16 protein-coding genes are annotated in these 25,619 nt (G+C 57.5%); 9 read left to right on the plus strand and 7 right to left on the minus strand.

The genetic code is table 11. The annotated features are described in order from the left end of the window. Positions 1–565: 565 nt before the first annotated feature. Positions 566–1,333, minus strand: coding sequence for a CmcI family methyltransferase (locus K3F49_RS37870; protein ID WP_234685951.1), 768 nt, complete (start codon positions 1,331–1,333; stop codon positions 566–568). A 1,178-nt stretch (positions 1,334–2,511) separates the two neighbouring features. Here K3F49_RS37870 and K3F49_RS37880 point away from each other — a divergent pair. The 3 genes from K3F49_RS37880 to K3F49_RS37890 all read left to right on the plus strand — a co-directional run bounded on the left by K3F49_RS37880 (position 2,512) and on the right by K3F49_RS37890 (position 8,105). After that, a complete protein-coding gene (locus K3F49_RS37880) occupies positions 2,512–3,804 on the plus strand; it encodes an 8-amino-7-oxononanoate synthase family protein (RefSeq protein WP_234685952.1) in 1,293 nt (430 codons plus the stop codon). 994 nt (positions 3,805–4,798) lie between these two features. Then, complete coding sequence (locus K3F49_RS37885; protein ID WP_234685975.1) at positions 4,799–5,584, plus strand: SDR family NAD(P)-dependent oxidoreductase; 786 nt, start codon at positions 4,799–4,801, stop codon at positions 5,582–5,584. Between the two features lie 46 nt (positions 5,585–5,630). Beyond that, entirely contained in the window at positions 5,631–8,105 is a 2,475-nt protein-coding gene (locus K3F49_RS37890) for a CaiB/BaiF CoA-transferase family protein (RefSeq protein WP_234685953.1), read from the plus strand. Positions 8,106–8,502: 397 nt separating this feature from the next. Here K3F49_RS37890 and K3F49_RS37895 read toward each other — a convergent pair whose 3' ends face one another. Further along, positions 8,503–8,757, minus strand: a complete 255-nt coding sequence (locus K3F49_RS37895; protein ID WP_234685954.1) for a hypothetical protein — start codon at positions 8,755–8,757, stop codon at positions 8,503–8,505. A gap of 909 nt (positions 8,758–9,666) precedes the next feature. Between K3F49_RS37895 and K3F49_RS37900 the strand changes: the two genes are divergently transcribed. The 5 genes from K3F49_RS37900 to K3F49_RS37920 all read left to right on the plus strand — a co-directional run bounded on the left by K3F49_RS37900 (position 9,667) and on the right by K3F49_RS37920 (position 16,270). After that, a complete protein-coding gene (locus K3F49_RS37900; protein WP_234685955.1) occupies positions 9,667–10,695 on the plus strand; it encodes a radical SAM protein in 1,029 nt (342 codons plus the stop codon). A gap of 159 nt (positions 10,696–10,854) precedes the next feature. Then, positions 10,855–12,246 (plus strand): Gfo/Idh/MocA family oxidoreductase, encoded by a 1,392-nt coding sequence (locus K3F49_RS37905; protein WP_234685956.1) that lies wholly within the window; start codon positions 10,855–10,857, stop codon positions 12,244–12,246. A gap of 160 nt (positions 12,247–12,406) precedes the next feature. Next, complete coding sequence (locus K3F49_RS37910; protein ID WP_234685957.1) at positions 12,407–12,895, plus strand: class I SAM-dependent methyltransferase; 489 nt, start codon at positions 12,407–12,409, stop codon at positions 12,893–12,895. A gap of 566 nt (positions 12,896–13,461) precedes the next feature. Then, a complete protein-coding gene (locus tag K3F49_RS39580; RefSeq protein ID WP_346657401.1) occupies positions 13,462–13,818 on the plus strand; it encodes a hypothetical protein in 357 nt (118 codons plus the stop codon). Positions 13,819–15,052: 1,234 nt separating this feature from the next. Continuing rightward, positions 15,053–16,270, plus strand: coding sequence for an MFS transporter (locus K3F49_RS37920; RefSeq protein ID WP_234685958.1), 1,218 nt, complete (start codon positions 15,053–15,055; stop codon positions 16,268–16,270). 447 nt (positions 16,271–16,717) lie between these two features. Here K3F49_RS37920 and K3F49_RS37925 read toward each other — a convergent pair whose 3' ends face one another. Further along, a complete protein-coding gene (locus K3F49_RS37925) occupies positions 16,718–18,310 on the minus strand; it encodes a hypothetical protein (protein WP_234685959.1) in 1,593 nt (530 codons plus the stop codon). A 921-nt stretch (positions 18,311–19,231) separates the two neighbouring features. Here K3F49_RS37925 and K3F49_RS37930 point away from each other — a divergent pair. Further along, positions 19,232–19,384 carry a hypothetical protein gene (locus tag K3F49_RS37930; protein WP_234685960.1) on the plus strand — a complete coding sequence of 51 codons (153 nt, stop codon included), beginning with the start codon at positions 19,232–19,234 and terminating at the stop codon, positions 19,382–19,384. Positions 19,385–20,828: 1,444 nt separating this feature from the next. Here the strand turns inward: K3F49_RS37930 and K3F49_RS37935 are convergent. The 4 genes from K3F49_RS37935 to K3F49_RS39345 form a co-directional block, all read right to left on the minus strand. After that, the gene (locus K3F49_RS37935) at positions 20,829–21,626 is read right to left on the minus strand and encodes a phosphocholine cytidylyltransferase family protein (protein ID WP_234685961.1); all 798 of its coding nucleotides are present in this window, start codon (positions 21,624–21,626) and stop codon (positions 20,829–20,831) included. A gap of 980 nt (positions 21,627–22,606) precedes the next feature. After that, positions 22,607–23,797, minus strand: a complete 1,191-nt coding sequence (locus tag K3F49_RS37940; RefSeq protein ID WP_234685962.1) for a pyridoxal phosphate-dependent aminotransferase — start codon at positions 23,795–23,797, stop codon at positions 22,607–22,609. 354 nt (positions 23,798–24,151) lie between these two features. Continuing rightward, positions 24,152–25,087, minus strand: coding sequence for a phosphoenolpyruvate mutase (aepX, locus tag K3F49_RS37945; RefSeq protein WP_234685963.1), 936 nt, complete (start codon positions 25,085–25,087; stop codon positions 24,152–24,154). A 91-nt stretch (positions 25,088–25,178) separates the two neighbouring features. Continuing rightward, the gene (locus K3F49_RS39345) at positions 25,179–25,310 is read right to left on the minus strand and encodes a hypothetical protein (RefSeq protein WP_276575466.1); all 132 of its coding nucleotides are present in this window, start codon (positions 25,308–25,310) and stop codon (positions 25,179–25,181) included. Between the last annotated feature and the right edge of the window lie 309 nt (positions 25,311–25,619).

Raw genomic sequence — 25,619 nt, forward strand, 5'->3', positions numbered from 1 at the left:
GGTCCTGTAGCTCTGCTACAAGATGAGAGACGCCCAGACGGAGCTTGGCCCGCGCGTCGGCGCCTCCGCGGGAAAGCTCGCGGCAGCACTCCGGCGACCGAACGCGGCAGCGTTCGCGAAGGGGCTCGGCAATGATGTACATCTGAGGGAGCCGCGCATCATCCATCGGCGCATGCACAAGCCATACAAAAATCGATGCTCGATCCGCACCTCGCCGACATCGAGCGCTGGCTCGCGGCCAAACCCCGTCTGACCGCGCTGGCCATCCTCGGTCGTCTTGCCGAACACTGCCCAGTTCGGGCCGCCGCAGCACACAATCGTGCAGCGCTTGTTTGCGATCGCTCCGATCCAACGCAACCGAGGTGATCATAGCGCGCATGGCCTGGGGTGTACGGCACCGGCCACCATTGGTAATCTTGGGACTGGAGTCGGCGCCGCGTTTGATGGGTACTCCGCGACGTCTCCAGTCTGGTCGCTGGTGAAGTCCGGAGCCGAGCCTCGCCACATCGATCGACGGCACAATCAAGGCGACGATGTTCCAAGGCGGCACCCCACCAGCCCAAGCTCATGATTTTCGAAACCATGCATTTGTAGCGGCGGTAACATTGGTCCCAAACGCGTCGGTGTAATAAGTATCGACTAAAAATCCTGCATGCTCGACCGACTGAAAGCCATCTAGCAACTCCTTATTTAGCATTATCATAACATCTTCAATTACATAATAATCTCCTGACAGTAGAAACTGGCTGAGATAAGTAAATATCGGAAATACTTGTACGTGCGCGTCGTCAATTACAAGCCATGGATGAGGTAGCCTCATCAGCAGGTTTTTGTCCAAGGTCTTAGCGTCCGAAAGGTCAACCTGATGAAAGGTAAGAAGTGGATGTTTCGCACTTTCATGGATACGTTTCGTGTGCAAATCAAAGGAGTGAACTTCACCTGGATTTTCACAAACGATTGACATCTGATCAGCAAACCACAGTCCGCTGCCACCTTGAAAGGAACCGAGCTCCAGAATTGTTCTCGGCTGAAGTTCCCAAATGAGCCTGGTGTACATAGCCAGATCATAAGGGGTCTTGTAGTTTATTAACCCTTTGTATGTGTGTGCCAAGGCACCGACTGTTGTGGAGCGCTTAAAGCCCCATGGGTCAATAGATGATCTCCATCCTCGTGCTGTTGGCTTTACAAAGCGGCCAGAATGGTCAGCATTCACGACACTGCTCATTTCCTCAAACGCCAATGCATGACTAAGCAGTCCGACCACCCCTGTTTGACCAGGGTAATTCGTCTGGGTGGCCTCCCAAAGGGCCTTGTATCCGGAAGCGAGTTTCATAGGTCTATCTCCGTATTTACGCCTCTCGTTGTCTCACGAAAGTGCGTGGCCTTGATCAGTTTGACCGCGGTGATGCGGCCGCGTGATCTTGTTGTAAAATTGTCAGCCGGCGACAAGGCTCAACGCTGTCTTCGAGCTTGCAGCAATCTCTTGGTCGGCTCGAAGGTGACGGGCAGCATCAGGGTGGATTGACCAGAATCAATCGGGCAAGTCTCATCGGGAACTCCGGCGACGAGAGGCGCCGCGATCAATGCCGCGGAGGCTCCTTGCTCCTCATCCCAGCAACCGGCGTGCCACTCGCGGAATGTAGTGTTCGCCTGCTTGACGAGAGCAAAGCACGCATATGTGCTAGCAAGCTCTTGGAATGGCCACGACGCTTCGAAGGGTTCTCGACATCGGCGTCATCGACTAGACATCGATGGTACGATAAAGATCATGCGCGGTGACAAGTCGAACAACGGCATCTGTCTGACACCTGTTGCGCCGCATTGCATGCCGCCTGCCGCTCGGCGGCCGACCTGAGCAAACAGGTGACCGTCGACACGCTACGCGACGCAGCTTCGCGAGGCATCTGCAAACATTGTTCTTCGATCTCGATGACGCCCGCGCCAAGGCTGCTAACTTGAGTTGCCGACCACAATCGGCGGCCTCACTCGTTGCTGAAATACCCCTTCGGCCTATGCCGCCCACTTAACCGCAACAGACGACCAGCTACGCAACCCCGACCAGCTCCGCTGATCGTCCGTGCTCTAAGGAACAACTTACGCGCTTCGTCGCGGAGAACGGCATCATCTTGCTGCATGGCGACAGCCGCTTCGATCTCGACAAAGATTACTCGCGCTGAAGCCGAATTCTTCGTTGAGGTATTCACAAGCTGTCTCGATCCTTACCGAGACATGCTGGACGCTTTAAAGGTGTGCGCGACACTTGCGCAATACGTTGTCCGCGCCTTGCGGCGTGATGCCGTCATGGTGATGTTCCGTTTGCCCCATCCGATCTGGTAGCTGCCCAAACGACACAGCCAGTGGTTTAGTTCGTTTAGATAAGGGGGCCGAGAGCCGCCTGTTAGATGTATAAAGAGCATCCAGTCCGAGCCCAATGTCGTCAAGTCGCCTATTGTGGCCCACCTCATCTAAACGATCGGCGGTGCATGCTTGCCAGATGAAATGGGGAATGAAATGCAACAGCGGAGCCTGCTCTCTAATGGTAGTCGGCCGACCGGAAATTTTCGCAACACAGCCTACATGATCAACAAGAGTCGCCCGTATTTCGATGCAGCCCACGCGGCTGGCCTGATGGCCGTCCAAGGACGTTCCACCACTGGGCGCACCGTTGTCTTGGGTACTGGCCCACTTGACAGTCGACCGGAGGTGATCGATTTCGTGCGATGCTCCTACTTGGGCTTGGACAATCACCCCTTGATCGTCGCTGGCGCGATCGAGGCGATCGAGGCGCATCAGTCGTTGCACTGGTCCTGCGCACGAACGCGGCTGAATTTCGATCTTCTAGCAGAGCTTGAACAAACCCTATCCGAGATGTTCTGCGCACGTGTGATCGCGTGTTCGACCGTAATGCTCGCCAATCTAGGCGTGATGCCTCTTCTTGCTTCGGGCCAGTTGACGGGCGGAAGGAAGCCGGTCGTCGTCTTCGACCGCATCGCGCACATCTCGCTTGCTTATCACAAGCCGGTAGTCGCCGATGAAACCCGGGTGGAAACGATTGAGCACAACGACATGGAGGCTCTTGAACGCTTGTGCCGAGAGCATCCGGTGGTCGCCTATGTATGCGATGGTGTTTACTCCATGGGAGGGAACTCGCCCATCAAGGAACTGCGCCGGCTCCAAGAACGCTATGGCCTCTTCCTCTATATCGACGATGCTCACGGGATATCGCTGTTCGGACGCCAAGGCGAAGGATTTGCTCGCTCTCAGTTTCCCGAAGTACTGGGTGACCGTACGATCATAATAGCCTCGCTAGCCAAGGGCTTCGGCGCATCGGGCGGCATGGTGATGCTTGGAACGGCCGATCAGGAGGCTCTCTTTCGACGATATTCTATTCCTTATGCGTTTTCTGTAGCCCCCAACCTGGCAGCGGTGGGCGCCGCGCTTGGATCGTGCAAGATTCACTGCTCCGCAGAACTTAGCGAACGGCAAAAGCGTTTGGCTCAACAGATCAAGGTCTTCGACCATCGTATTGCAACCGTCGAGCGAGGAAATCCATTTCCGATCAGAATGATCCCGATCGGATCGGAAGCCGAGGCAATTGCAGTCGCTAAAGAGCTCATCGATGCCGGCTTCTATACTTCGGTGACGTTCTTCCCGACGGTCGCACAGGGAAAAGCAGGAATTCGGGTGTGCATTACGGCCGATCATGAAGAAAGCGATATAGAGCGGCTCTGCGACTGCATCCTGGAAAAGCTGCCCGACGCAACAGCCAAGCCTCATATGCCATCTGCCCCTGCCCTCAGGTAACGACGGGCCATTCATTGGAGCAAATCATGGAGCAGCGTGGTACGACCAAATTGCGATCACTTCATGCGGACAAGCAGGATGTAGCCTCGGCAATCGGCGATCCAGGATTCACTCCGAAGGCGTCTCGCGATCATTGAGGCCGCCGTCCTCGGCGCGTGCGTACGCCGGCACTAATATTCTTGCAGAGTTCACCTGCACCCAACTGAGATATACACCTGTGGTAGGCCAGCGAGCACTAAGAAAACATGTCAAGCTCGCGAGATTAGCGCGATGCATTGGCACTAATATCACGCTCGCGCGCCATCCAGCTTGTCAGCTCGTCGCAGCCGACGCAATCCGGCGATCCGGAATGGTCGTAAGGGGGGGCGAAGCCAACCGAATTCGGCGAGCTCCTGACGGGAGGCCTCGCGCTCGAAGGTTCGCCTCTCTCGATCTTAACACCACTTCATGTCAAGTCCGACTTCGGGGGCGTCAAAAATCTTCCGAAGGTGTGGGCGTTCCGAGTCGCCATTCTCGAGCTCATTCGGCCGGATTTCCTGGCCTTGTGTGTTGGCCGTATCTGTGCCTGCATCGGGCGGATCATCGCGCTTATTGCTGTTGCTGTATGCAGGCTGCACTGCATCACGAGCTTTCGAGAAGAAATGTTGGCGACTGCTGCGTGCCGCAACCTCCAACAAGCCCGCAGCTGCATGCTCCGAGAAATCCTCGCAGGGATCGCTACCGGTTTCACTACTCTCGACGACAAACCGCCCGTCCCACCGCTCGCGCCGATTGCTGCGCTTTCATCGGGGCGAATCCGAAGCACAGTGAATCCACAAATGGCGATGGCTAGCCAATGGAACCGAACACGCGAGGGATCCATCTGGGGCAACGTTTGGCCGTTTGGCAATGGATTGACGCAACTGCAAGAATACCTCCGCCTGCTGCGGTCGCCTCTGTGCGTTTCCAGCGCTGTGGGCTGGCCCGATACGGGTGTTAGGACTTGTTGGTGATCATGATGACATCAGGAAAACTGAGCGGCGGAAACCACCGACGCGTTGCTCTCGTGACCGGAGGAGCACGCGGGATTGGGCTTGAGATTGTACGTCGGTTGTTGGCCGATGGATATCAGGTTGCTTTCGTGGCGACGAAAGCAGCGCACGTGGAGCGGGCGCTTGCAAGTCTTAGCTGCCCGGAGCGGCTCTATGCTGAGGCGGTCGACGTGACGCGACAAAACGAGGTGGAGCGATTTGCTGATCGAATCCGGTCGCGCTGGGGCGACATCGCAGTGTTGGTGAACAATGCAGGCATCTCCCCGAAGCGCGCGGACCAGGATGCTCCCTGGCTTTCGCAGATGCCCCTCGAGGAATGGGCGCGTGTCATCGATGTCAATCTCAAAGGCCCCTTCATTCTTACAAGGCTCTTGGCACCAGAAATGATCGCGAACGGCTATGGTCGGATTATCAATATCGGGTCACTCGCTGGCCGTGCGATGCCGTTGATCGCAGGGCCGCATTATGCCGCTTCGAAGGCCGGGCTGGTTGGGTTAACCCGCGCTGCTGCGCGAGATCTGGCCCCACATGGTATTACGGTCAATTGTATCGCTCCAGGAAGGATCCTCAGTGATCTGACCGGGCCACCTGAGGCCGCGGTCAATCGTTCCGCGCTTAGCCGGATTCCGGTCGGCCGCTTTGGAAAGGCCGAAGAGGTAGCGCACGTCGTAGCCTTTCTGGCCTCGCCAATGGCCGGCTTTATCACCGGCGCGACCATCGATATCACGGGCGGTGAGTTCGCCGCATAGGCGATGGAGATCGCGCCTGCCGCGAAAGCTTAGGTGCTCGAATAGAGTGGCTGAAGAAGAGGAACCCTCGATGGGAGTGTTATCGCATCTGCGGGTGATCGAGATCGGTAGCTCGGCCGCCACCAGCTATTGCGCGCGCTTGTTTGCCGATTTCGGCGCGGACGTTCAGAAAGTGGAGCCGCCAACCGGCGATCCACTGCGCCGCAGCGCCCCACTCACGCCAGGTGACCAGAGCGCGTGGTTCGCATTCCTGAACTTCAACAAGTCGAGCATCGTCATAGATAGCGCCGAACCCGGCGCGATCACACGCCTAACGGCGCTGATCGAGGATTGCGACATTCTGATCGATGGCCGCGATGTTGATCCTGCGAATTGCCCGTCCTTAGATATCGCGGCAATCCGGTGGCGGCATGCCGGGTTGATCTACCTCGAAGCAAGCTGGTTCGGCCGCTACGGCCCGTACGCGGGATTTGCCGCAACCGATTCGACCGTCCGCGCGCTCGCCGGCCTGATCAAGCTGGTTGGACCGGCCGAGGGTCCGCCAGTGCACGGGCCGGATTTCCAAACGGGTATCCTGGCCGGACTGTGGGGCTTTGTTGCTGCGGCTTCATCGGCGGTTGCGCGAATGCAAGGTGGGGCAGGGCGGTCGTGGTCGCTCAATATTTTCGAGTCGAACCTCGCTCTGTCCGAGTATCTCATGTCCGAAGCGTTTGCGCGTGGCGATGTGATGCGCCGCATTGGCGTTAACCGCTTCTGGCCGATCTTTCCGGCCGGCATTTACGAAACCAAGAAAGGTTGGCTCGGCGTTACCACGATAACGCCGGTACAGTGGCAGGCGTTCTGCGATATGCTCGATCTGGCCGAATTGCGTGATAATCCGGCTCTGGTCCTCGGCGAGGATCGTCTGCGACAGATGGAGCCGATCGAACGACAGTTTATGCCGAGATTGCAGACGCGGACAGCGCAGGAGTGGTTTGCGGAAGGCCTGAAGCGCAAGATCCCGATTGTGCCGGTGCCCGAAATATCCGATCTGGTTCAGGAGGCGAAGAAAAAGCTGCACGGCGCAGTCGTGCCTGTCCTGCTCGGCGACGAGGAGGGCTTGACTGCTGGTTCGACGCAGCGACTGACGTTGACGCCGCCGCGTCGAGGCGGCAGGGTTCCGGCGCCGGGCGAGCAGCAGTCTTTTGCCGGCCTTCGAACACAAGGGGCATTCACTTCGCCTGGGCAGTCCGTCCGCATCGATGCCGACGGACTGCCCTTGTCTGGCGTTCGCGTCATCGACTTCACGATGGGCTGGGCGGGCCCCTTGTGTACGCGCACGCTGGCTGATCTCGGCGCGGATGTCATCAAGATCGAGGCCATCCAGTATCCTGACTGGTGGCGCGGCGTCGACCGACGGCCCGCCTACGTCGATAGTCAGATGTACGAAAAGACGCTACGCTTCTGCATTATGAACCGCAACAAGCGCGGCATGACGCTCGACCTGACACGGCCGGAAGGCCTCGCTCTTGCCAAACGGCTCTTGGCCAGAGCGGATGTTGTCGTCAACAATTTTTCGGTCGATGTTCTGCCAAAACTTGGGCTCGGTTACGACGTGCTCAAAACGCTCAATCCTCGGCTGGTCATGATGTCGATGTCAGCTTTTGGTGCGGACAGCGTCAACCGCGATTGCCGGGCCTACGGCTCGACCCTCGAACAGGGATCAGGCTTGACCAGCGTGATCGGCAAGCCTGATGGTCCCCCTGTCATGAGCCACGGTGCCTTTGGCGATCCTGTTGGTGGATTAAACGGCTGCGCTGCAGTTCTGGTCGCCCTGATCCACGCCCGCAGCACCGGGCAAGGACAGTTCATTGACCTGGCGCAGATCGAATGCATGATGCCGTTCTCGGCGCCGTGGATCACCGTCAACTCGATCGCCGGTGTGTCGCCGCCGAGATACGGCAATCGGCACCCGCAGTTCGTGCCGCACGGCTGTTTCCAATGTGAAGGGCTGGACAACTGGATCATGGTGGCAGCCACGGACGAGGCTATGTGGCACAGGCTTGCCATCCTTATCGGCCGGCCAGACTGGGCCACAGACGCATCGCTGACATCTGCGGAAGCTCGCCGCGGCATCGAGGACATGATCGAGAGAGCCATCGAAGCCTGGACGCTCACCCGGGATGCGGATCAGGCTATGTCCGAATTGCAGGCCGTAAGCGTTGCGGCCGGTGTGGCCCGCCTGCCCATTGACCTACTCAAAGATCGACATCTCCAGTCTCGTGCATTTCTGCAGGAAGTCGAACGCGCGTTCATTGGCTCGCATCCGCAGCCCTCGATGCCCATTCGCGAAGGTGCAGGACCGTATGCGATCCGCACACCGGCGCCGACACTGGGACAACATAACAATGAGATCCTATCAGGTTTTCTCGAACTCTCCGACGCCGCGATCGCAAACCTGGTGAGAGAGGGCATCATCGGCACGCGGATGCTCTCGCAAGCGGAGCTTTCAAAAGCAAAGAAAGTGTCGTCAGACCGATAAATCGACGTTAGCCAAAATTCGCGAACCCGCAGACTTCGCAATCCGACCGGACGGCCAGCAATTCATGCGGGGCAAGGCAGAGTCAATCGTTGCGTTAAGGAGCCGTGCGCTCGTATCCGCGTGCGATGATGCGGGGTAGACCGGCGCGGCGAGCGCGTGAGCCGTGGGTGACGTCGGGTGGGAATTGCCTCAGACTTAGACCACTTTTGTGATTCTGCAATCGCAAGCGGATGTTGCGTATCGCAGGTGTGGGCTTGCGTGGTGTTGATCGCACCAGCGCCCACGTGGCACGAGCGGAAGTGCGTGGCGCACCAGACGCTTTGGGCACGCCGAAACGTTATTGTATCCGTCAGTCAAGCCTCATGCGGTCGCCCTGCTCAATGTACGCGCCGGGTGGTCAGGCCACGCGCCTCGTGCCCGCGCCTTCCTGACTGGCGGAGATATCGAGTTCGATTTCCTGCGACAGCTCGATGATGGCTTCTGGATGATGGCCATTCTTGCGCAATGCGTATTTGAATGCCTGGGCGCGGTTCACGAAGAGGCCGCCAAAAAGCCCGGTCTGTTCGCAAGCAATCCAGTTGCCACGGCGATTCTTGCCAACAAAAACGGTCGGCGCTGCGGGCCGGCACGAAGGATGTTCGTCGAGCTTCATAATCGTCACCCGTCTAAGCTCGAATAATATGCTCCTCAGCCGATCTCTGCCAAATCCATAGCATTCGAAGGTCGTCAGCGCAGGATCGTTGGGTTACAGCGCTCGAATATCGGCCTCTCGTTAGAACTGTCAGCTTACGCCGACGTGCAACACCGCGTCGTAGTCCGTTTCTACGTGCGAACGGCAGAGATCGGTTCGGATTGACGAAGGGTGCGGCGACAGTGACATCGATATTCGTTGCTTTGGCGTTGCGACTTACAAGCCCCGTCAGCGCATTCATCAGGCTCGACCAGGCGACTCTCATTTTGCAGCTCCCGAAATAAACTCACTGTATTGGCGGCGGCTCCTTCGCTCTCGTTTCAGCAATCGGCGTGCCACTTGCGGATCCTAATGCTGGCCTTCCTTTGCGAGCGCGTGTTTGACGCCGTCCCTTGCGAACGCTAAGTGCGTCAACGGCTTCGCGAACTCTGGGAGCAATGGAATGTCGGTTACGTGACAAATTATTCTGGTTACACCGACGTGACGGATTGCCATTAGGGTCAGAGAAGTGGTTGCGCGATAACGCATAGAATAAGAAGAGCTGCGCCGACGAGCCGCCGACATACCGCCGCTTGCCGACCGTGCTTTGCTCACCGGATTGATTCGTGGTCGGTAAGGACAAATGACGCACGAGCAGCGCCGCGGCCAACAGCGCCGTTGTGAGCCGGGCGGTCTGTCGCGGGGTCGTAGATCGGCTCGGCGACCGTGGGGCGTGCTGTGCGTCTGTCTGAAACCAAACGCGCTTGATGTCGCGAATCCGCCAAGCTGATTGGAATGCTACATTGCACCATCAAAGTCGTCAGCGATTCGGCGCGCCGCGTTGGCATAAATCCTGCTGCAACCTTTCTGGGAGAAAGCTAGGAGGATGCCATGCCGAGCGACCATCCGCTACCCATTGTCTTCAACCACGCGAGAATTTGCGTATCTTTCTACTGCAATCTTCATTGCGAGCACTGCTACGTTCCCGAAGAGTATCGAGATCAATACAAGAGGCTCTTGGAGCCATCACAATTATCTATCGAGGAGATGACGGAGTTCGTCGACCTTCTCGTCGACAAATATTCGCTGAAAAAAGTCTCTTTGACGGGTGGCGAGCCGCTCCTCAAGCGCGTGTTTCCGCGCACGGCAGCCGTGATAGCCCATGCGAACAAGCGAGGCCTTCAGGTGCAATTGAACACAGGAGGGCTCGGCCAGGTGCCAATTTATGACGTCGCCTCGTTCTTTGACGATCGCGAGAAGCTGACGTTCCAGTTCAGCTTTGACGGTGCGAAGCGGAACACGGTGGACCGCTTCCGGGGCAAGACGGGTGTTTATGATTCTGCGCTCCGGCAGATGGCTGAGGCGGCCAATTGCGGGGCCTTGGTGCAGGCCAGGATGACTGCCAACCGGCACAACATCGGCGAGGCACTCGACGCCTACCGGCTCCTGTCGTCAATCGGCGTCTACTCCTTCAGGGTCAAGCCGATGTTCGCCTCGGGCGTTGCCCTCGGCAATGAGGATGCGCTCTTGGGCTCGGCTGACGAAATTCGAGAGCTGCAGGAAGCCTTGATGGAGATTGCTGCGCAGCCCAGCTCAGCGCGCCTCGAACTGCCGCCGCCGATTTTCGTCGATACGTCGCAGACGCGGCCAAACGTCCGATATACCGAATGCGACTGTGGTGCCACGGCGGTCTATCTCTCGACAAACGGCGATTTGTATCCCTGTTCCTTCGTCGTCGGGGATCCCGATAGCCGCGAGTTCCTCCTCGGCAATGTCCGATCACCGGAATTCGACCTGGAGAAGGTTTGGCGCACCTCGCCGGCCCTCAAGAAATTTCGGGCGAACAGCGGCTGCGGCCAATGCCCGAGCCAGGTCGCCCTCCTGAAGAATGTCGAGAACCGTGCGCATGCCTGTGCATGACCAAGCGATCGATGAACGGAAGGCATCTCCATATCGGCGGTTCTCGGTGCGCAAGGAGGCAGTATCCCACCTTGTCAGCGTCCGTCAGGTCGACTCGGTGTCTGCCCTCATCGCGTCAGAAGTTCTGATTGAGGCAGAAGCGAGAGAGTATCAGAAGGCATGCGAGGGGATATCATTCTCGTCGGGCTCGGTGCTTATGCCCGGGCGAAATATATTCCTCTGATCGAGGATGCCGTCGCCAGCGGTCGAGCATCGGCCTTCCATATCGTCGAGCTCGACAGTGCACGAGACGACGTGGATGCCTTTTTCCGGACCCGCACCTGCAAGCCGGCGAGCCTCTCATGGGTACCCGATCTCCGGCGACGGGCGATCTGGTATTCCGGCCATGGGGAGGACGTCCTGACGGCCTTGGCACGTCCAGGCACGAAAGTGATCGTCTCGACCGAACCCAAGGCTCATTTGGGCTACCTTCGCGCGGCTCTTGGACTTGGCCTTGATTGCCTGGTCGACAAGCCCATCGTTCTGCCCATGGGGTCGAATGGACGCCCTGCAGCGGACCGTCTGGTTGGTGCGGTAGTCGACCTCAAGGAGATCTGCGATCGGACTGGCGTCCGTTGCGTGGTCATGGCGCCGCGCCGCTACAACGCAGTGTACGAATTGATTGGACGCTATACGCGCCGCGCCTCCCGAAACCTTGGCACGCCGGTCACCTATATTGGTATCGAGCATCACGCGGGAGTGTGGAACACGGAGGAGGAGATCCTCTCCCGGGAGGACCATCCTTACCGCTACGGCTACGGAATGCTTTGCCATTCCGGTTATCACTACATCGACATTCTCTCCGGCCTCCTGGCTCACAATGAGGACCACTTCGGGAGGCTAGCGGTCGAGCTGAATGTCCACCGGGCGACCGCCGCCGACCACGTCGGGCAGATTGGCCCAGATCCGGTGCGCAAGCTTCGCGGCGCTGCGCCAGTCGCTCGACTGTTTCCCGCGCCCCCGTTCTGGGGTGAGACGGATATTGTCTCGTCCGGAGCCGCAAGGCGTACCGGAAGCCGCGATACCGTCTGTCTGTTTCGGCTCGACCTTCTGCAGACCAGCGTGTCGCTTCGCAATTGGCGGCAACTGCCAACCGATGTTTACAACAAAAACGGACGCTACGGGTCCGAGACCATTCGCTTAAATATCGGTCCCTTCGCAGCGATCGAGGCCAGGATCTTCAAGCGCGCACATTTGAGCACGGAAGCTCATCCGCAACTGAGAAGAGAGGCGCACATCACGCTCTGGCGGAATGCCCCTTTCCTCGGCGGCGCAGCTTTACGCGAACGGGTTTATCCCGCGCGGGACACACTTATCCGAAACGCTGATCTGGGCGCTGGCCGTAAAAGGCTGTTTGACGATTGGCTGGCGGGACGGAGCGACAAGAGTTCCCTCGATTCGCACGCGCGGACGATATCGCTCTTTGCTCACTATTTGGCAGCGCTCACGACGGATGGAGCGAACAGAGATCAAGCGCCCCCATTACGCACTGTCAGCAAAGTGCCGGCATGAATGTCGTCGCTTCGGCTTCAGCGCGCCGTCGGCATTCTGGGCTCGCCGTGTTCGCCGGAAACGGTCTGACCTTGGCCATCGTTGATGGTGACCGGGAAGGGAAGGCGCTTGGCCGTGGGTACGGCATGCCAGATGTATTGTCCGACCAACTGCGAGACGAATGATGAATAGTGACCGTCACGACGTCCTATTTGACGATAGCCATCCTCTGCCCAGCAACTACCGGGCATACAGGCAGTCTGTTCATGTTCGGCTGGTCCAGTTGCTTCGACAAAATCCGGGGTACCGCTTTCTCGAGATCGGCGTAGGACCGACGTTCAGGCAGGAGCGGTTCAGGGCGATCAACAAGCTCGACATCCGCTATGTGGGCCTGGACTTCGAACATGTCTGCACCCAACGCCGGGCCGACCTGGTCGCGGCCGGCATCGCCGATCGAAACATCACCTTTCTGGGAAATGCGTTAGGAACATACCTGTTCAACCTGATTCGGCTCGCCAGGAATCGAGAGACTTTTGACATCGTCTATCTCGATGGTAGCCATTCAATCTATGTTGATTTGGCGGCCGCGATTGCAGCAGTGCGGATGTTGAAGCCTGGCGCCTTGTTCCTTTTCGATGGCGTGAGGTTTTGCTTCGGAAGGAGATATTGACCCAGCCCACAGCTCAATATGCGGATGCCAATGAGACCGGGCACTTGACCGCGGATGGGGCCAGCGAACCTCACGTCACGATCATCACCCGGGACTATCTGATCCCTTTATTCAGCTTTGGGGTGGAGCGGTCGTGGTCGGATCCTGATTGGATCGCACTCCGAGCGCCCAAGTCAGCTCTGTGGATGCAGATTAGACTGTGTTGCGCCATCCGCCTCCCGATGGACGTCTGCGGCACGTCAAATCACAAACGGTGCCGTTCGCCATTTTGGTACGCGCGAAATTGTGGTCGCAGTTGCTTCGATATTAGACCGTCCGTCCGTCTCCACCGGTCCGATGGCTCGCCTTACACCGCGCGGTCGGAGGGGTACCCGAACGATCCGAACTCAGACTTCGATCAGGCACTCGGAGCGTCGCGAATCGTGCAAATCAGCAACTAACATCCTACGAACGTCACCGGCACGGCGCTTGCTATTGACATGCAGCACCACCGCGATGCCCTCCTGCTCTACTAGCGTGCTTTGCTTCCCAGGAAGAACTCAGGTTCCGGCGCCGGGAGCACATCGTTGCCGTCGTTTGATCGAGAACAATATGTTTTCACTGACAGATCCCGCCTTATGGCAACGGCGATCGGCGGGTTCACCACCGTCGCGGAACATCGGTGCGCCCGCCTGATGGGCCACCCGAACCTGATAGTGGATTGTGCTTGCAGCGGAGCCAAGGCGGCCAGCGACGAATCGCTTTCCGCGCCGCGCCGTTGGGCAAGGCTCTGCGACCGCCATATTTTTCATTCGGGTCAGGTCTGGAGCCTTAAGCAAGCGGTTAACGTAATGGCCAACATCCAGCTTGGCGCCAAACCTAGCGACAGCGAAGCGAACGGTATTGTCGCATTTCTGGAAAAAGCTAGCCGGCCGGCTGTCTAAGGTCGAGTATCCCATGCTGCCTACGCGCACCAACGCGACGCCACTGCCTTCCTTAGGCAAATGGTACGGTTCATCACGGTAGCGGTTTTGCGCGCTCTTGAATGGAAGGAATACGGCACTCGCATTCGAGCGTCATTTCTGCATGAAGTCGCAAAGGGGCGCACGGTGGGAACACGGCACGAAAGCAAATGCCAGTCAGAAGCCCGACCAGCGCGCAGTTGTGACCAAGCGCAGGTCGGCTACACATGAAGACTGACTTATAACAGCGCCCTAACGTGGGTGAAAAGTCGCTCACCTCGGCCCTCTCAGCGCAATCATGGCGCCGAGCGCCATAGTCCGCGCGTACAGCGGGACATGGCCCCCAGCGTGCTTGCGCATAAATTGGAGTCCGCCGCGCCGCCGTCGAAGAAGATCTGTTTTTGCTTGTCAATATCGGCGAGAGGTCTGCTGCCTTTCACGAGTTTCCGCAACAAATACTTGCATACCTGACTCATAGACCAGCACTCAGCGTTCAGCATTTCCAAATTTTTCTCGTCGTAGAAGGCGAGGTCATCGTAGTAGCGCCCATCTCTACTTCCTCGACGTGAGCAGGGGCCTTCCTGCTCCTAGCGGTTCGACGGGTGCGTTGGGCAAACGCTCATCGCCGCGTCAGACTGGCTCAGCGACGTCATCTGTCGTGAAGCCGCGGCCGCACCGACACATATCGCTCAGAAGCGATCTGTCGCAGTTACGTCCGGTCAGCCTCGCTTACTCAATCATCGAATACCAATATTCCTCACCAGAGTAGGTAGTGTTTCCATCCATTGTTGGTGCTGTACCATCGGTTACGAACGTGCCGCCTGGGCGCGATGCAGCTCATTACCCGGGGACAAGTAGAGTAATGAAAGACTTATTTTCCGGGACGGGATTGATCGAGCCATCTCTACCCGGGGCATACCACTATGCGTGACTGGAGCCTCGCTCTTTCGCGTCCATGCCATCATGCAATTCCCTGATGACTATCGTGACGTTCTTCCCGCGTCGGCTGGAGCAACTCCAATGGAGCGGCTTACGTGCTTGGTTGGGGAGAAAAGCGCCACTTTGCCGGATGGCGCTGCCACTTCGATCGCGGCACCGCTGAACCGTGGCGGCGCCGAGTTGATCTGCTCACAGGCTCTCTCGACGCCTATCGGCGTATGCAGGGAGGTGCGCACATGATGAGCGATTCAATAATCGAGACATGCGGCCGCCAAATATGAGAGCTGAACCGAGGAGAAGCTTAGCCACGACCTGGAACGGGAACGTCGTCGCGGCACTTGGTGCTGTCGAAATTATCAGCTACGGCACGCTCTATTATTGCGTGTCTGTTGTTGCCGAGGATATTGCACGTGATCTCGAAATCACACGCGAATGGATATTCGGTTGCTTTTCACTCGCTTTATTTGCGGGTGCGCTGATGTCGTTGATAGCCGGCCGTCTTATGGACCGATACGGCGCCGGCAGAACGATGGAGCTCGCCCTAGTTGCGGCGGCTGTTAGCCTAGGAATGGCCGCCGTTTCCTGGAATGCGGTCGTATTTGCCATCGCGCTGTTCGGTATGCAGATAGCCGCCACCTTTCTTTTCTATGAGGCTGCCCTTGTGTTCTTGGTCCAGCGAGATGCAGGTCATGCAAAACGGCAAATGACTTTGTTGACGTTGATCGTTGGGTTCTCGTCAACACTATTCTGGCCGCTTACCTCCTTGTTGCTCACTTTGGTATATTGGAGAGGAGTCTTTGGGATCTATGCCGGCGTCAACGTTTTCATTGCCCTCCCGCTTATGTGTGCGATTAGCAGGCGTTCTGCGGGCCCTGGAGATCAGAATGATGTTAGGGAGTTGCAAGTCAGCTCGAACGCCTCTCCCAAGACGTTCGATCTCGTCCTGATGACGATCGGATTTTCGCTCACCGCGTTTGTCTTATCAGCGCTCCTTGGCAATATGATCGCAATCCTCTTATCCATTGGTTTAGGTCTGGAGGGAGCTTTATTTTCAGCGATCTTCGGGCCGTCACAGGTTCTAATACGGCTTTTGGCAGCTTTCACCGGAAAAATCTCCGCAATTCGACTCACACTTCTTTCGTGCATTCTGCTCTGCTCGGCGACGATGATCGTGGCGCTGATATCACATTCTATCCTTGGAGTTACGGCCTTTCTGATCTTGCTTGGGTTCAGCTCCGGTCTAAACAGCATCTGTCGCGGGACGCTGCCTTTATGGATGTTCGGGCAGGTTGGGTACGGAAGTCGAGTTGGGCTAATAAGTGTCTTCCGGTTGTCAACGGCATCTTTTGCGCCGCTTCTCTTCAGTGTAATCCAAAATCGATATGGCGTCTCGGTTGCTTTGGCATCCCTTTCCGTCTGCGGCGCGGGAAGCATCCTCGCTTTTGTGCTCGTAAGCATCCGATCAAAACGACATTCGTCGAGCTTGAATGAATGAGAACGGGGCGCGAATTTTCAAGAGAGAGTCCGCACGAACCCGCCGGCTTTGAGTGAAGACGATCGTTCGGGGGATAACAAACAGGGAAGTCCATCCATCGTTGGTAATCACTCGGCTTTGGCGGAGCAACGCTTCTCTGACACCCTTGAGGAGGCGTCTTGCCACGGCCGAAAAGCAAGGACTTGAGCAGATAGCACTTCGTTTCCAATGAAGAACTTGAGCGAGCTCCGTGGTGATACGTTCCAGGCTAGCCGTGTTTCACCCTCGTTGTTCAGACGTTTCAACCAGCGTTTTCGATAGGCCGTGCACCATTGAATCTGAAGTTGGAGTAGTGATCTGATGAGACGGATTGGCTCTTTGGTTGCAGGACTACCGTTGGATTTGCGCGGGTTGATCTGCTTGAACCGTACGGCGCGGTCCGCGGCCACACCTCCATGTTGCGAAGAGTCATTTCAGGCCCGACTCCCCTGGTACGACAACCGTGACCTCGGTCTGTTCCTGAGGAACGAAGAGCTGTCTTGCACGCCATTCAGCGAAGCCGTACTGACCTTTGAACACAGGTCCGAGATGTTCTTTGGCGGCGCCGCCCAACCGAACGTTTCCAACGATGGATCCGTCGCCTGCGAACTCGCCCTCGAACCCGTAGAACAGCGAAATCGGTATCTGTACGTGCGCCGCCTCGAAGTGGACGCGGCGGCCATGAACGCAGCCTGATACGACTCCGCTGGACGATGCAGTGTGGTGCACGCCCGAGATGAACTCGCCTTTCTGCTGAATGTTGAGATGGTGTGTCGCAGAACCATGAAGGAATTGCATTTCGACGCACCAACTCCCTGAGACATTGACGTCCGCAGGCGGGTTGGGAGTCGGTTGAGCGATGGACTGGGGATTACGAAATGCGGCTGCCAAAGCGCGGCCGACGATCTCGGCCTCGTCGTCCGAGAGATTCACGGGATCCAGTATGATGGAGGTTGGCGTTGACCAGAAATCGTGGATCAGGATCCGCGGTCGCTGTCGCAAGAGCGCAAGCCTTAGCTCCTCCGCATTAAACGGAATGAGGTCCACATTCCAGATGACCCGAAGCCGAGTAGCTGCCACAAAACCGGCCCAAGACAGCACATCCGTGGTAACACCTTGCAGCAAGCTTAGGCGCGCCTGAATCCGCATCAATCGCGGAAGCCACTGGTCGCGCTCGTCTTTTGCCGACTGAAAATTGATCCAGCGGTCGAGCGCGAGTGTGGCCCCGACCACCTCCTCCTTACCGATCTTCATCGATCGGCCGAATGCCTGGTGAGGCGCTCCATTCCACCAGATCGCTTTGCAAAGCCGCTTCTTGCCAATCACGAGAGCGGTGGATTGTGGTCCACGGATATACTTGCCGCCTGCGTAAACCACCAGGTCGGCTCCGTTCTGGATCCAGCGATCCGGATTTCCAGGCGAAAGGCCAGCAGCATCCACGAGAATGGGTACGTCATGTGCGCGCGCGAAAGGGAGGAGCGAGCGTAGGGGCAATGCCGATGCATCATCCGCGCGACCGAGCAGGCAGATCATGGCGACGCTCCCATCCAATGCCTGCGCCAACTCCGCCATCGTGGAAACGCCGGCAATCTGGGCGCCCGCGCCGCGGATGGCCTGTTCGTAGGGAAAACGTTGATCAACGGGAATCAACACCTTGTTCCGTAGCCCTGCGGTGTCCGGTAACCGCAGCATGAGCTCTGGATTATTTCCGGCAATGCACGCCGCGGTGGCTAACGATAGTGATGCTGCAGTGCCCGCGGTGACGACACCCCATTCGGCGCCAGTAAGTTCAGCCATCCGTTGACCTACGGCTTCGGCCAGCTCGTCCATGTCGACGAAAGCCGCGGCAGCAGCAGCCATTGCGGAGATGACCTCGTCGCTCGGATTGCTTGCTCCATAATTCGTACGCACACCCGCGCATTGAATAAATGGCTCGACGCCGAGCTCTCGATAGATCCACCCGCGCGGGCGGTCTTGGTCCGACCGATCGGGTGATTGCAGGAATTCAGACCGCGTATTCATGCCGGCCCGCTCGTTGGAAGTACGATGAATGCCGCAACATAAAGTGAAGTGTGAAGGGCAAGATGCCGGACGCAAGACGTCTTGGGCACTCGAGGGTGCAAAGTACTGGACAGCAAGCGAGGCGAGGACGAACGCAAACAGCCCTCAGGAAGAGCAGCTGGGGGATCGAGTCGCCGACGACGCAACGGGACGATGCCGCGTATACATAGCCGTGTTCGGCAAGGGCACCCGAATAAACGCCACGTGAGCGACAGCGACCTGCAAGATGCAGATGCTGACGTCGCCTGAGACCCCCTAGGCTGGGATGAGAAGTTGGAGAAGCGGCCATCGGACCACCTTCCGGACTTCGCAAAGCAGCGATGCCGCATTGCTCTGCCAAGAGTAGGGTGGTTGTGGCCGCCAGAATAGATTCGTGACGGAGCTGAACTAAGATTGCTGCGGGCCTCCGTGGACAATGCCACCGAACTCGTCGAGGCTCCTTCCCATTTTAGCACCATCTGGGTCCCAATCCTGGTGATTCGACGGCCCAAAGCGACCGCGGCTACGGCCACTCAAGGTGCTCAGAGCGTGAGGAATAGGCCGGCGGAAGGAAGAAGAAGACCGCCGGTTGCCATGATATTCGCTGGATCCCAACGGTATTTCAGCACGAGACCCTCTAACTTCGTGGTGCAGGGCCATACGGCAGGAAAGCAGCTATTCGCTCCTGTGAAGATGCGCTCTGCTAAGCGTAGATATTCGGCGCCCTCAATTTCATGCCACTTGCGATGGCCAGATGGCGCTGCGAGCTGCAGCCCATGGGTTTCACCAAATAGGCAAGAAGGGCCGTCCCCCGATGACACCGTCCGTTGCTACAGCGCAACAGGTTCATCCGTCTTGAAAGGCTTTGGGGCAATCCGCGACAAGGTTCCTGGGATTTGCCTCATGCGGAAAGCCGAGGCGAAGCCGCCACAAGTTCGCTTGGCCTATCACCAGGTCGCGCAACGCATCCTCCTCGACATACGGCTGGCTCAGGCGGAACAGATTGACGAACTGGTTGTGCGGTTGCGCCAAAATGTTGTCTCATCCTATGAGTGATGTTGCATGCTCAATTCCTCGCAGCTGATGTCTGATGCGCTCCAAAGGTCGCTGGCGCACCGATGCCACGCGGCCGCTATCCAGGTCAATTCCGGTCCTTGGTAGTTGACTGCATTGCAATTTTCTCCGTCTCAAAAGATGGCGCAGGAGACGCGAACAAGCGCTGACGATCACAAGATGCTTGATTGATCGTCATCGGTGGCACGACATTCAATGACGTATTCTTAGGCCGCTCGATGGCTGCATCCATGATATGCTTCGCACTCAAGGCGCCGCGCTCCAGGCAAGTTGTGCCTTGATGTGCTCGGTCATGACCTTTGGTTTCCGGTCCGTTTTCAAGTTTTGCAACGCTGCGCTACTTGCTAGATTGAACGAGGCCCATACCGACTCGGGTCGGCGGCTTTGACGTTCCGAGCTCCAGGATGGCGTCGCTGGTGAGTTCGCTGCTGTCATAGCTGACCACTATCTTCGACCTGCCATGTCAATCGGCCGTTCCAGTTCCTGCGGCCATCCGGCTGCTGGAAAGCGAAGCGGCAGGCGCGTTACCTTGTCGGGGAAGGGGCATCTCTGGAATCCTGCGTAATCGCGCAAAAAAGAACTGGATTTCTGCGTGATGGGCACTGCGTTGCGGGCTTGCAACCAAAGGAACTGCTATTCGGATTAGGAAAGTTTCTTCAGGTGAGATCGCTAAGGGGCGGTGCGGCCAAGGAAATTATGCTGCACGCACGTATATCGTCTGGCGTTACGCGCCTGGAGCACGGGCTTGCTGAAAGAGATTTCGCTCACGAAGTCAAAAGATCGAGGCGGTCCATCAAGGCTTTCTGAGAACCCACACCGGGTGCGCATGGAACCAGTAGACCGGAACAGCAAGCCGGCGCCGCACAGGTTTGGCTGTGGATGCAACATGCAGACTACGGGTGGAGGTTATCTGTTGAGGGGCTGAAGCCATGTCTGATCGATTTCCAATCTTCGACGTTGTCTTGGAACAGCGCAGACGAAGGTGGGTATGGTCGGTCCGCACGACCGGAGGCACGCTGGTCATGACAGGTTCAAGAAGCAGCCAATCCGCTGCTCGTTATGAAGCTAACAGGGCGCTTTTTCTGATGCTGTTGAGCGCACCATACCGTTCGTGGCCCTCGGGACGAGACATCCGGACCAATCAGCAGGTTCGCGCGCGGCGTTCGCTTCCGCCCAAACTTTAGCGTTGCTTGATCTTCGGGAAAGGCGCGCTCGTAAGCCGTTTCCTTTGGATCACCCAGGTTTTAGCGCTCTAACCAGACCAGCTCCCGCCGGTTGTTAGAGGCTTCTCTAAACAGCTCGATATGGCTACCGCTGCAGGTCTGAGGCCCGACAATGGCATCGTTGATAGCCAGCGCCGAGAGGCGCCAAGCCTAGCTGGTGTGTGCTGGATCGACAAGTTGACGAAAGGTTCTAGCCTCACGTGTCAAACAGTCCGATGCTCCAACTGCTGGCTGACGACAGGCGACGCGAACAAGCGTTCAGCGGTTCGCAGATCCTCCGCGCTGTCTATCTCATACCAACGAATATCGTCACAACGCGCGGCAGCGAGCTGTAGCCCGCGCTTTTCGACAAGATAGGCGAATAGCTCCTCAGTGTACGCCTGTGTGGCACCCGAAGCGATCATGTCATCCAGGGCAGGGACAATCATCCCTGTCAGTGTAACGAAACTAAGCCGAAATAGATTCATTGTCTTGAATAGACCCGGGCCGTTCCCGTTGAGGTCCGCGGCCGTCTGCCTCATTCGAAACGTGGAAATAAATCCGTTCTCCGAGAGCACTACGGCGGACCCCTGCATGCTGGAATCGAATGGGGCAACCGCAGCAACGTCCATAGAATCGGCAAGGTTAAGATGGCGGAGCGCGTCCTCCTCAAAGAAGACATCACCTTCCAAAAGATAGCAGTCATCACAAAGGAGCGCATCACGCGCGAGCCATAGGGAATAGGCGCTGCCGGTACGGTCAAAAACGGTTGACTCGACATAGTTGATCTCGAGCCGGCTGAAACGGCTGCCGCAAGCGTATTGGATGGCGTCCTTACGATAGCCAACGACGATCGTCACCTCTTCGACCCCGACGGCTTCCAGGTTACGCAGCGCGTTGTGGAGAATCGGAGTGCCGTTAACTTCGACCAGGGGCTTCGGCCGCAAATCCGTTAGCGGCCTGAGACGAGACCCGAACCCAGCGGCGAGAATGACGGCTCTCTTGGGAGGAGTGATGATCATTTTCTTTCCGTTCATTCGTTGCGCGAGACCGGGACGATTCCGCCGAGGAGCGCCCGGATCGAAGAGACTGACGCCCGGCGCAATCTTGAATCGTGTGTGCTCGCGGATCCCGGCAGCGTCGCTAGATGCGCTTCCATGATGAAAGAGAGGGTGCGCTTGAAGCAAACCGCAGCGCGCAACATTCTACAGGTAAATAGTTGACGCATCGATCAGGCTCGTTAGCAAGAACTGATCGTGGTCGAGTTTGCATGCCGAATTCCCAGCTGGAGATGTATGCCGCATTGTCCGGACATCACCAATAACTGGCATGCGTGTGTCATCCGGATCAACGACTAGCGCTGGTAGTTGACTGCGATGCTAGCCTTCCTTGTCACTGAACAAAGACCCGGTAGATGTTGCCAACCGTACAATCCCTTTTCTTGTAATGATGTAGGCGTTTGGTTAAACGAGCGAAAAGTCTTGTGGGTCCCGCGACGGCAGCGGGCGTACCGCATCGGAAACAGTTGGCTCGCTGCGATCCTGCCTTCAATTGCGTATTTCGCTTTAGTCTGTCCACGCCCCGCTAAGCCGACGATCAGGTAAGGCTGCCGATCACGCGACAGCGGAGACGCTGGGGCCGCATACATTGCTTGCTCGGCGATGGCGAAGACAGATATCGCGCCGTGACAGAGCGGAGCAGATGTCTACCAGGCTGCAAATTCGTTAGCACCGATAATAGGTGCGGTTCAATAAGAGGGCGGCCTATCGCGCCACATTGTATGAAGAACATCCCTCAAAAAAGGGCAAAACGACGCAAGAAGACTCAACGAAAAGACGTAACGTAGTTAGGCCAATTGCCTTCGTCGCGCGTCAGGCAGTCGCGCCGTCAGAAAGATGGGAGCTTGGATCAAGAGTGCTGATGCCCAACAAGCGCAGTGCGCGGTTTGGGATGTGGCGTACCTTTAGCCTCTTGAATTGCAGGCACCTTGCCGGGTCGCTGTTCAGTTCCACGCGTTAAGAGCCACGGTCAGACGCCGCAAGCCTTGGTCGAGTAATTCCAGGTCGATGCCGTAGGAGAGGCGGATCCCGGCGGGGTCGCCAAAAGTTGTGCCGGAAACCGTTGCGACACCAGCCTCCATCAGCAAGGCGTTTACGACGTCGTCTGCGTTGATGTCGCGGCCATTGCGATTGGCACATCGCTGCAATTCGGTAAGATCAAGATAGAAGTAAAATCCGCCCTGAGCGGCCGGCCGAGGCACCAATGTCAGCGCTGAAAGGATGGATAGCCCAAGCGATCGCGCTTTGGCGACCTGGCGCCGGAGTTGCAGTTGGAAGGCAGGATCGCCGCGCTCCAGGAAGTGGAGCAGCGCATGCTGTGCAATGACATTGGGATTGGAGGTCGTATGGCTTTGCAGCGCCTTAACCGCGCTGATGACAGGCGCGGGTCCGGCGAGATAACCAATCCGCCAGCCAGTCAGGGCTAACGACTTGGAAAACGAATTAACGATCAAAGTGCGATCGCGTACCCCTGGCGCTACCGAGACGATCGAGTGATGGGTATGTGGGTCGTGGGCGAAAGCCCCGTAGCACTCATCGAAGATGATCCAGAGGTCCCGGTCAATGGCGAGTTGGGCAATGCCAGCCAGCGTGCCGCGGTCATAGATCGCGCCGGTTGGATTGTTTGGCGTATTGACCACAATCGCCTTAGTCTTCGATGTCACCGCTGCCGCAAGGTCCACAAGCCGCGGCACATAGTTACTATTCCGGGTCTCGATAAAGACGGGTGTACCTCCAGCAATGACGGCCTGGGCTGGGAAGGTGGTCCAGTAGGGGGCAGGAATCAACACTTCGTCCCCGGGCGACAGAAGAGCCATGGCCGCATTGAAGAGCGCTTGTTTGGCACCGCTCGTCACCGCAATTTCGTCGGCCGACCAGGGCTGAGCGGTCTCCGCTGAAACCTTGCCAGCAAGCGCTTGGCGTAACTTGAGCAGCCCGACCGTATCGGTGTAGCGGTTGAGATTGCGATTTATCGCGGCGATAGCGCCAACGCGCACCGATGGCGCGAGCTCGCTCCAGATCTCTCCAGCGGTCAAATCGATGATGTCCCTGCCGCTCGCGGCAGCTGCCTTGGCTGCGATCCGCGCCGCGGCAGTGCCCGAGGATTTAAACAAGGCTGCTCGTTGCGCCAACATGAGCGCCTTCCTCTCAACAACCCGCACCTATGGTTGCGGCAGTGACGTGAAGTTCGCTTGGGTCATCACCAAAAGCGAGAGCTGCGGCTCACCAGAGGCAATTCACCCCTCTGGGTCGGCCGTTCTCGGTGGGCGAAATGAGCACGACGTTCGTCTTTGGCGCCGGGCCAGCGAAATTGATGAACTGTTCGAGCATGATACGGTGGTGATCGTGAGGGCCATCGCGCCGTCGCGCTCCTTAATGATGCCTCCAGGATCAGGAAGGCCAACAAATACTTTGATCGAGACTGTATGTGGGTACGATTGCATGACAATTGTTTGTCCAAAACGAGTATCTTGCTGGACGGATGAAACCTATTGCTGTTGATCAGGAGGGAGATATCTCGCCTCCGCACAGGCGAGTTCGTCGTACCTCAACAAATCGAAAACCTCGTCGAGTGTCGCGATGTCCGGTTCAATGCCGGCAATACTTTCCTCGGCGATAATGCGGCCGCACACGTTCCCCATTGCCGCTATTGCGGCACGCATGGAGTGGTTGGCCCAGATCACGGTGGAGATGCCGGCATCGCGGTATGCAGAGACAGGTGTTCGATAGTATCTCGTTGGAACGATCACGACGGGCAGGCGATTTCGCCAGGCAGCTGCAAAGGCGATGATCTCGTCCGCGGTGTTCTTTCTCGAATGAATGAGGATCGCGTCGGCACCGGCCGCGGCGTAAGCGCTGGCTCGCAGAATAGCTTCGTCGATGCCATGCCCGGCTATCAGCGCTTCGGTCCGGGCCACCAGGACCAAGTTGTCCGCGACTGTATCTTTCACGGCCCGAAGGCGGCCGGAAAATTCATCGATGTTCGCCAGGGGATGCCGATCGCCAACAAACGAGTTTATTTTTGGGAAACGGCTGTCCTCCAGCGCGATCCCGGCGGCGCCACGCTGATGGAGTTTGCGTGCCAACAGGCGCGCATTGTTGAAATTCCCAAAACCACCATCGCCGTCAACGAGCACAGGCAATTCGGTCGAGTCCACTATGCGCTCAACCACGTCGACGAGTTGGCTCCAAGAAGCCTCGTTGGCATCGCGGTAGCCGAGAGAGCTGGCAATGGACAGGCCCGAGGCCCACAGGCTCTTGAAGCCCGCGCGCTTGGCAATCGCGCCCGAAAGCGCGTCATGAGCTTCCATCAAGAATGAGATAGCGCTCTTGGAGCAGATTTCATCGCGCAGAATTTGTGAAGGTGAGGAGCCTGCGCTTCGTTCAGGGCGATTGATGACAGACGATCTTGGTTGATATTGCATGCCGATTCCTTGCAGGTGCGTTGACCTGTCGGGCGCACAGTGCGTCCTTATCCAGTTCTCTATGGCTAAGTTGTTTGGGCAATCCCGCAGCTCAGTCGACAGGTGACATGCTTCTGTCATCTTGATCAATCACCAGCGTTGGTAGTTGACCGGCGCGTTCTGTATTCGATCCTCGATCTTCCACATAAAATAACGTTGCAGCCAAGTACAGCATATTGGTCATTGATTTCGCCGTGAGTAGAAGAGCGATCAGCGCGCGGCTTTCTGCGTTGCTCGGTCCGGGTTAAATCCGAGCCTCCTAGACGTCGCTCATGGTGTTGCAAGGCATCGTCTATGCAATCTGCTGGACCTCTTTATATCCCTGGTGAATGCTGCGATCGTTGATTGCAATATGTGCCTCGCTCTCGCACCTCTGTGTCGAGCAAAGACATCCCAAGTCGCGTTCGTTTGATATCGACGAATGTCTCAGCTGCTGCAAACCGTGACGTCCCATTTCCGACATAGGTCGTGATTGCTTCAATCGCGTGATGCG

The sequence above is a fragment of the Bradyrhizobium monzae genome, from assembly GCF_021458635.1.
Classification (GTDB): domain Bacteria; phylum Pseudomonadota; class Alphaproteobacteria; order Rhizobiales; family Xanthobacteraceae; genus Bradyrhizobium.

Bases quoted from the DNA above. Each gene is read 5' to 3' on its own strand.
- K3F49_RS37935 (WP_234685961.1), bottom strand. From the start codon at position 21,626: ATGATCATCACTCCTCCCAAGAGAGCCGTCATTCTCGCCGCTGGGTTC.
- K3F49_RS37870 (WP_234685951.1), bottom strand. From the start codon at position 1,333: ATGAAACTCGCTTCCGGATACAAGGCCCTTTGGGAGGCCACCCAGACG.
- K3F49_RS37905 (WP_234685956.1), top strand. From the start codon at position 10,855: ATGCGAGGGGATATCATTCTCGTCGGGCTCGGTGCTTATGCCCGGGCG.
- aepX (WP_234685963.1), bottom strand. From the start codon at position 25,087: ATGCAATATCAACCAAGATCGTCTGTCATCAATCGCCCTGAACGAAGC.
- K3F49_RS37910 (WP_234685957.1), top strand. From the start codon at position 12,407: ATGATGAATAGTGACCGTCACGACGTCCTATTTGACGATAGCCATCCT.
- K3F49_RS37920 (WP_234685958.1), top strand. From the start codon at position 15,053: ATGAGAGCTGAACCGAGGAGAAGCTTAGCCACGACCTGGAACGGGAAC.
- K3F49_RS37930 (WP_234685960.1), top strand. From the start codon at position 19,232: ATGCGGAAAGCCGAGGCGAAGCCGCCACAAGTTCGCTTGGCCTATCAC.
- K3F49_RS37940 (WP_234685962.1), bottom strand. From the start codon at position 23,797: ATGTTGGCGCAACGAGCAGCCTTGTTTAAATCCTCGGGCACTGCCGCG.
- K3F49_RS37880 (WP_234685952.1), top strand. From the start codon at position 2,512: ATGCAACAGCGGAGCCTGCTCTCTAATGGTAGTCGGCCGACCGGAAAT.
- K3F49_RS37900 (WP_234685955.1), top strand. From the start codon at position 9,667: ATGCCGAGCGACCATCCGCTACCCATTGTCTTCAACCACGCGAGAATT.
- K3F49_RS37895 (WP_234685954.1), bottom strand. From the start codon at position 8,757: ATGAAGCTCGACGAACATCCTTCGTGCCGGCCCGCAGCGCCGACCGTT.
- K3F49_RS37885 (WP_234685975.1), top strand. From the start codon at position 4,799: ATGATGACATCAGGAAAACTGAGCGGCGGAAACCACCGACGCGTTGCT.
- K3F49_RS37925 (WP_234685959.1), bottom strand. From the start codon at position 18,310: ATGAATACGCGGTCTGAATTCCTGCAATCACCCGATCGGTCGGACCAA.
- K3F49_RS39345 (WP_276575466.1), bottom strand. From the start codon at position 25,310: ATGACCAATATGCTGTACTTGGCTGCAACGTTATTTTATGTGGAAGAT.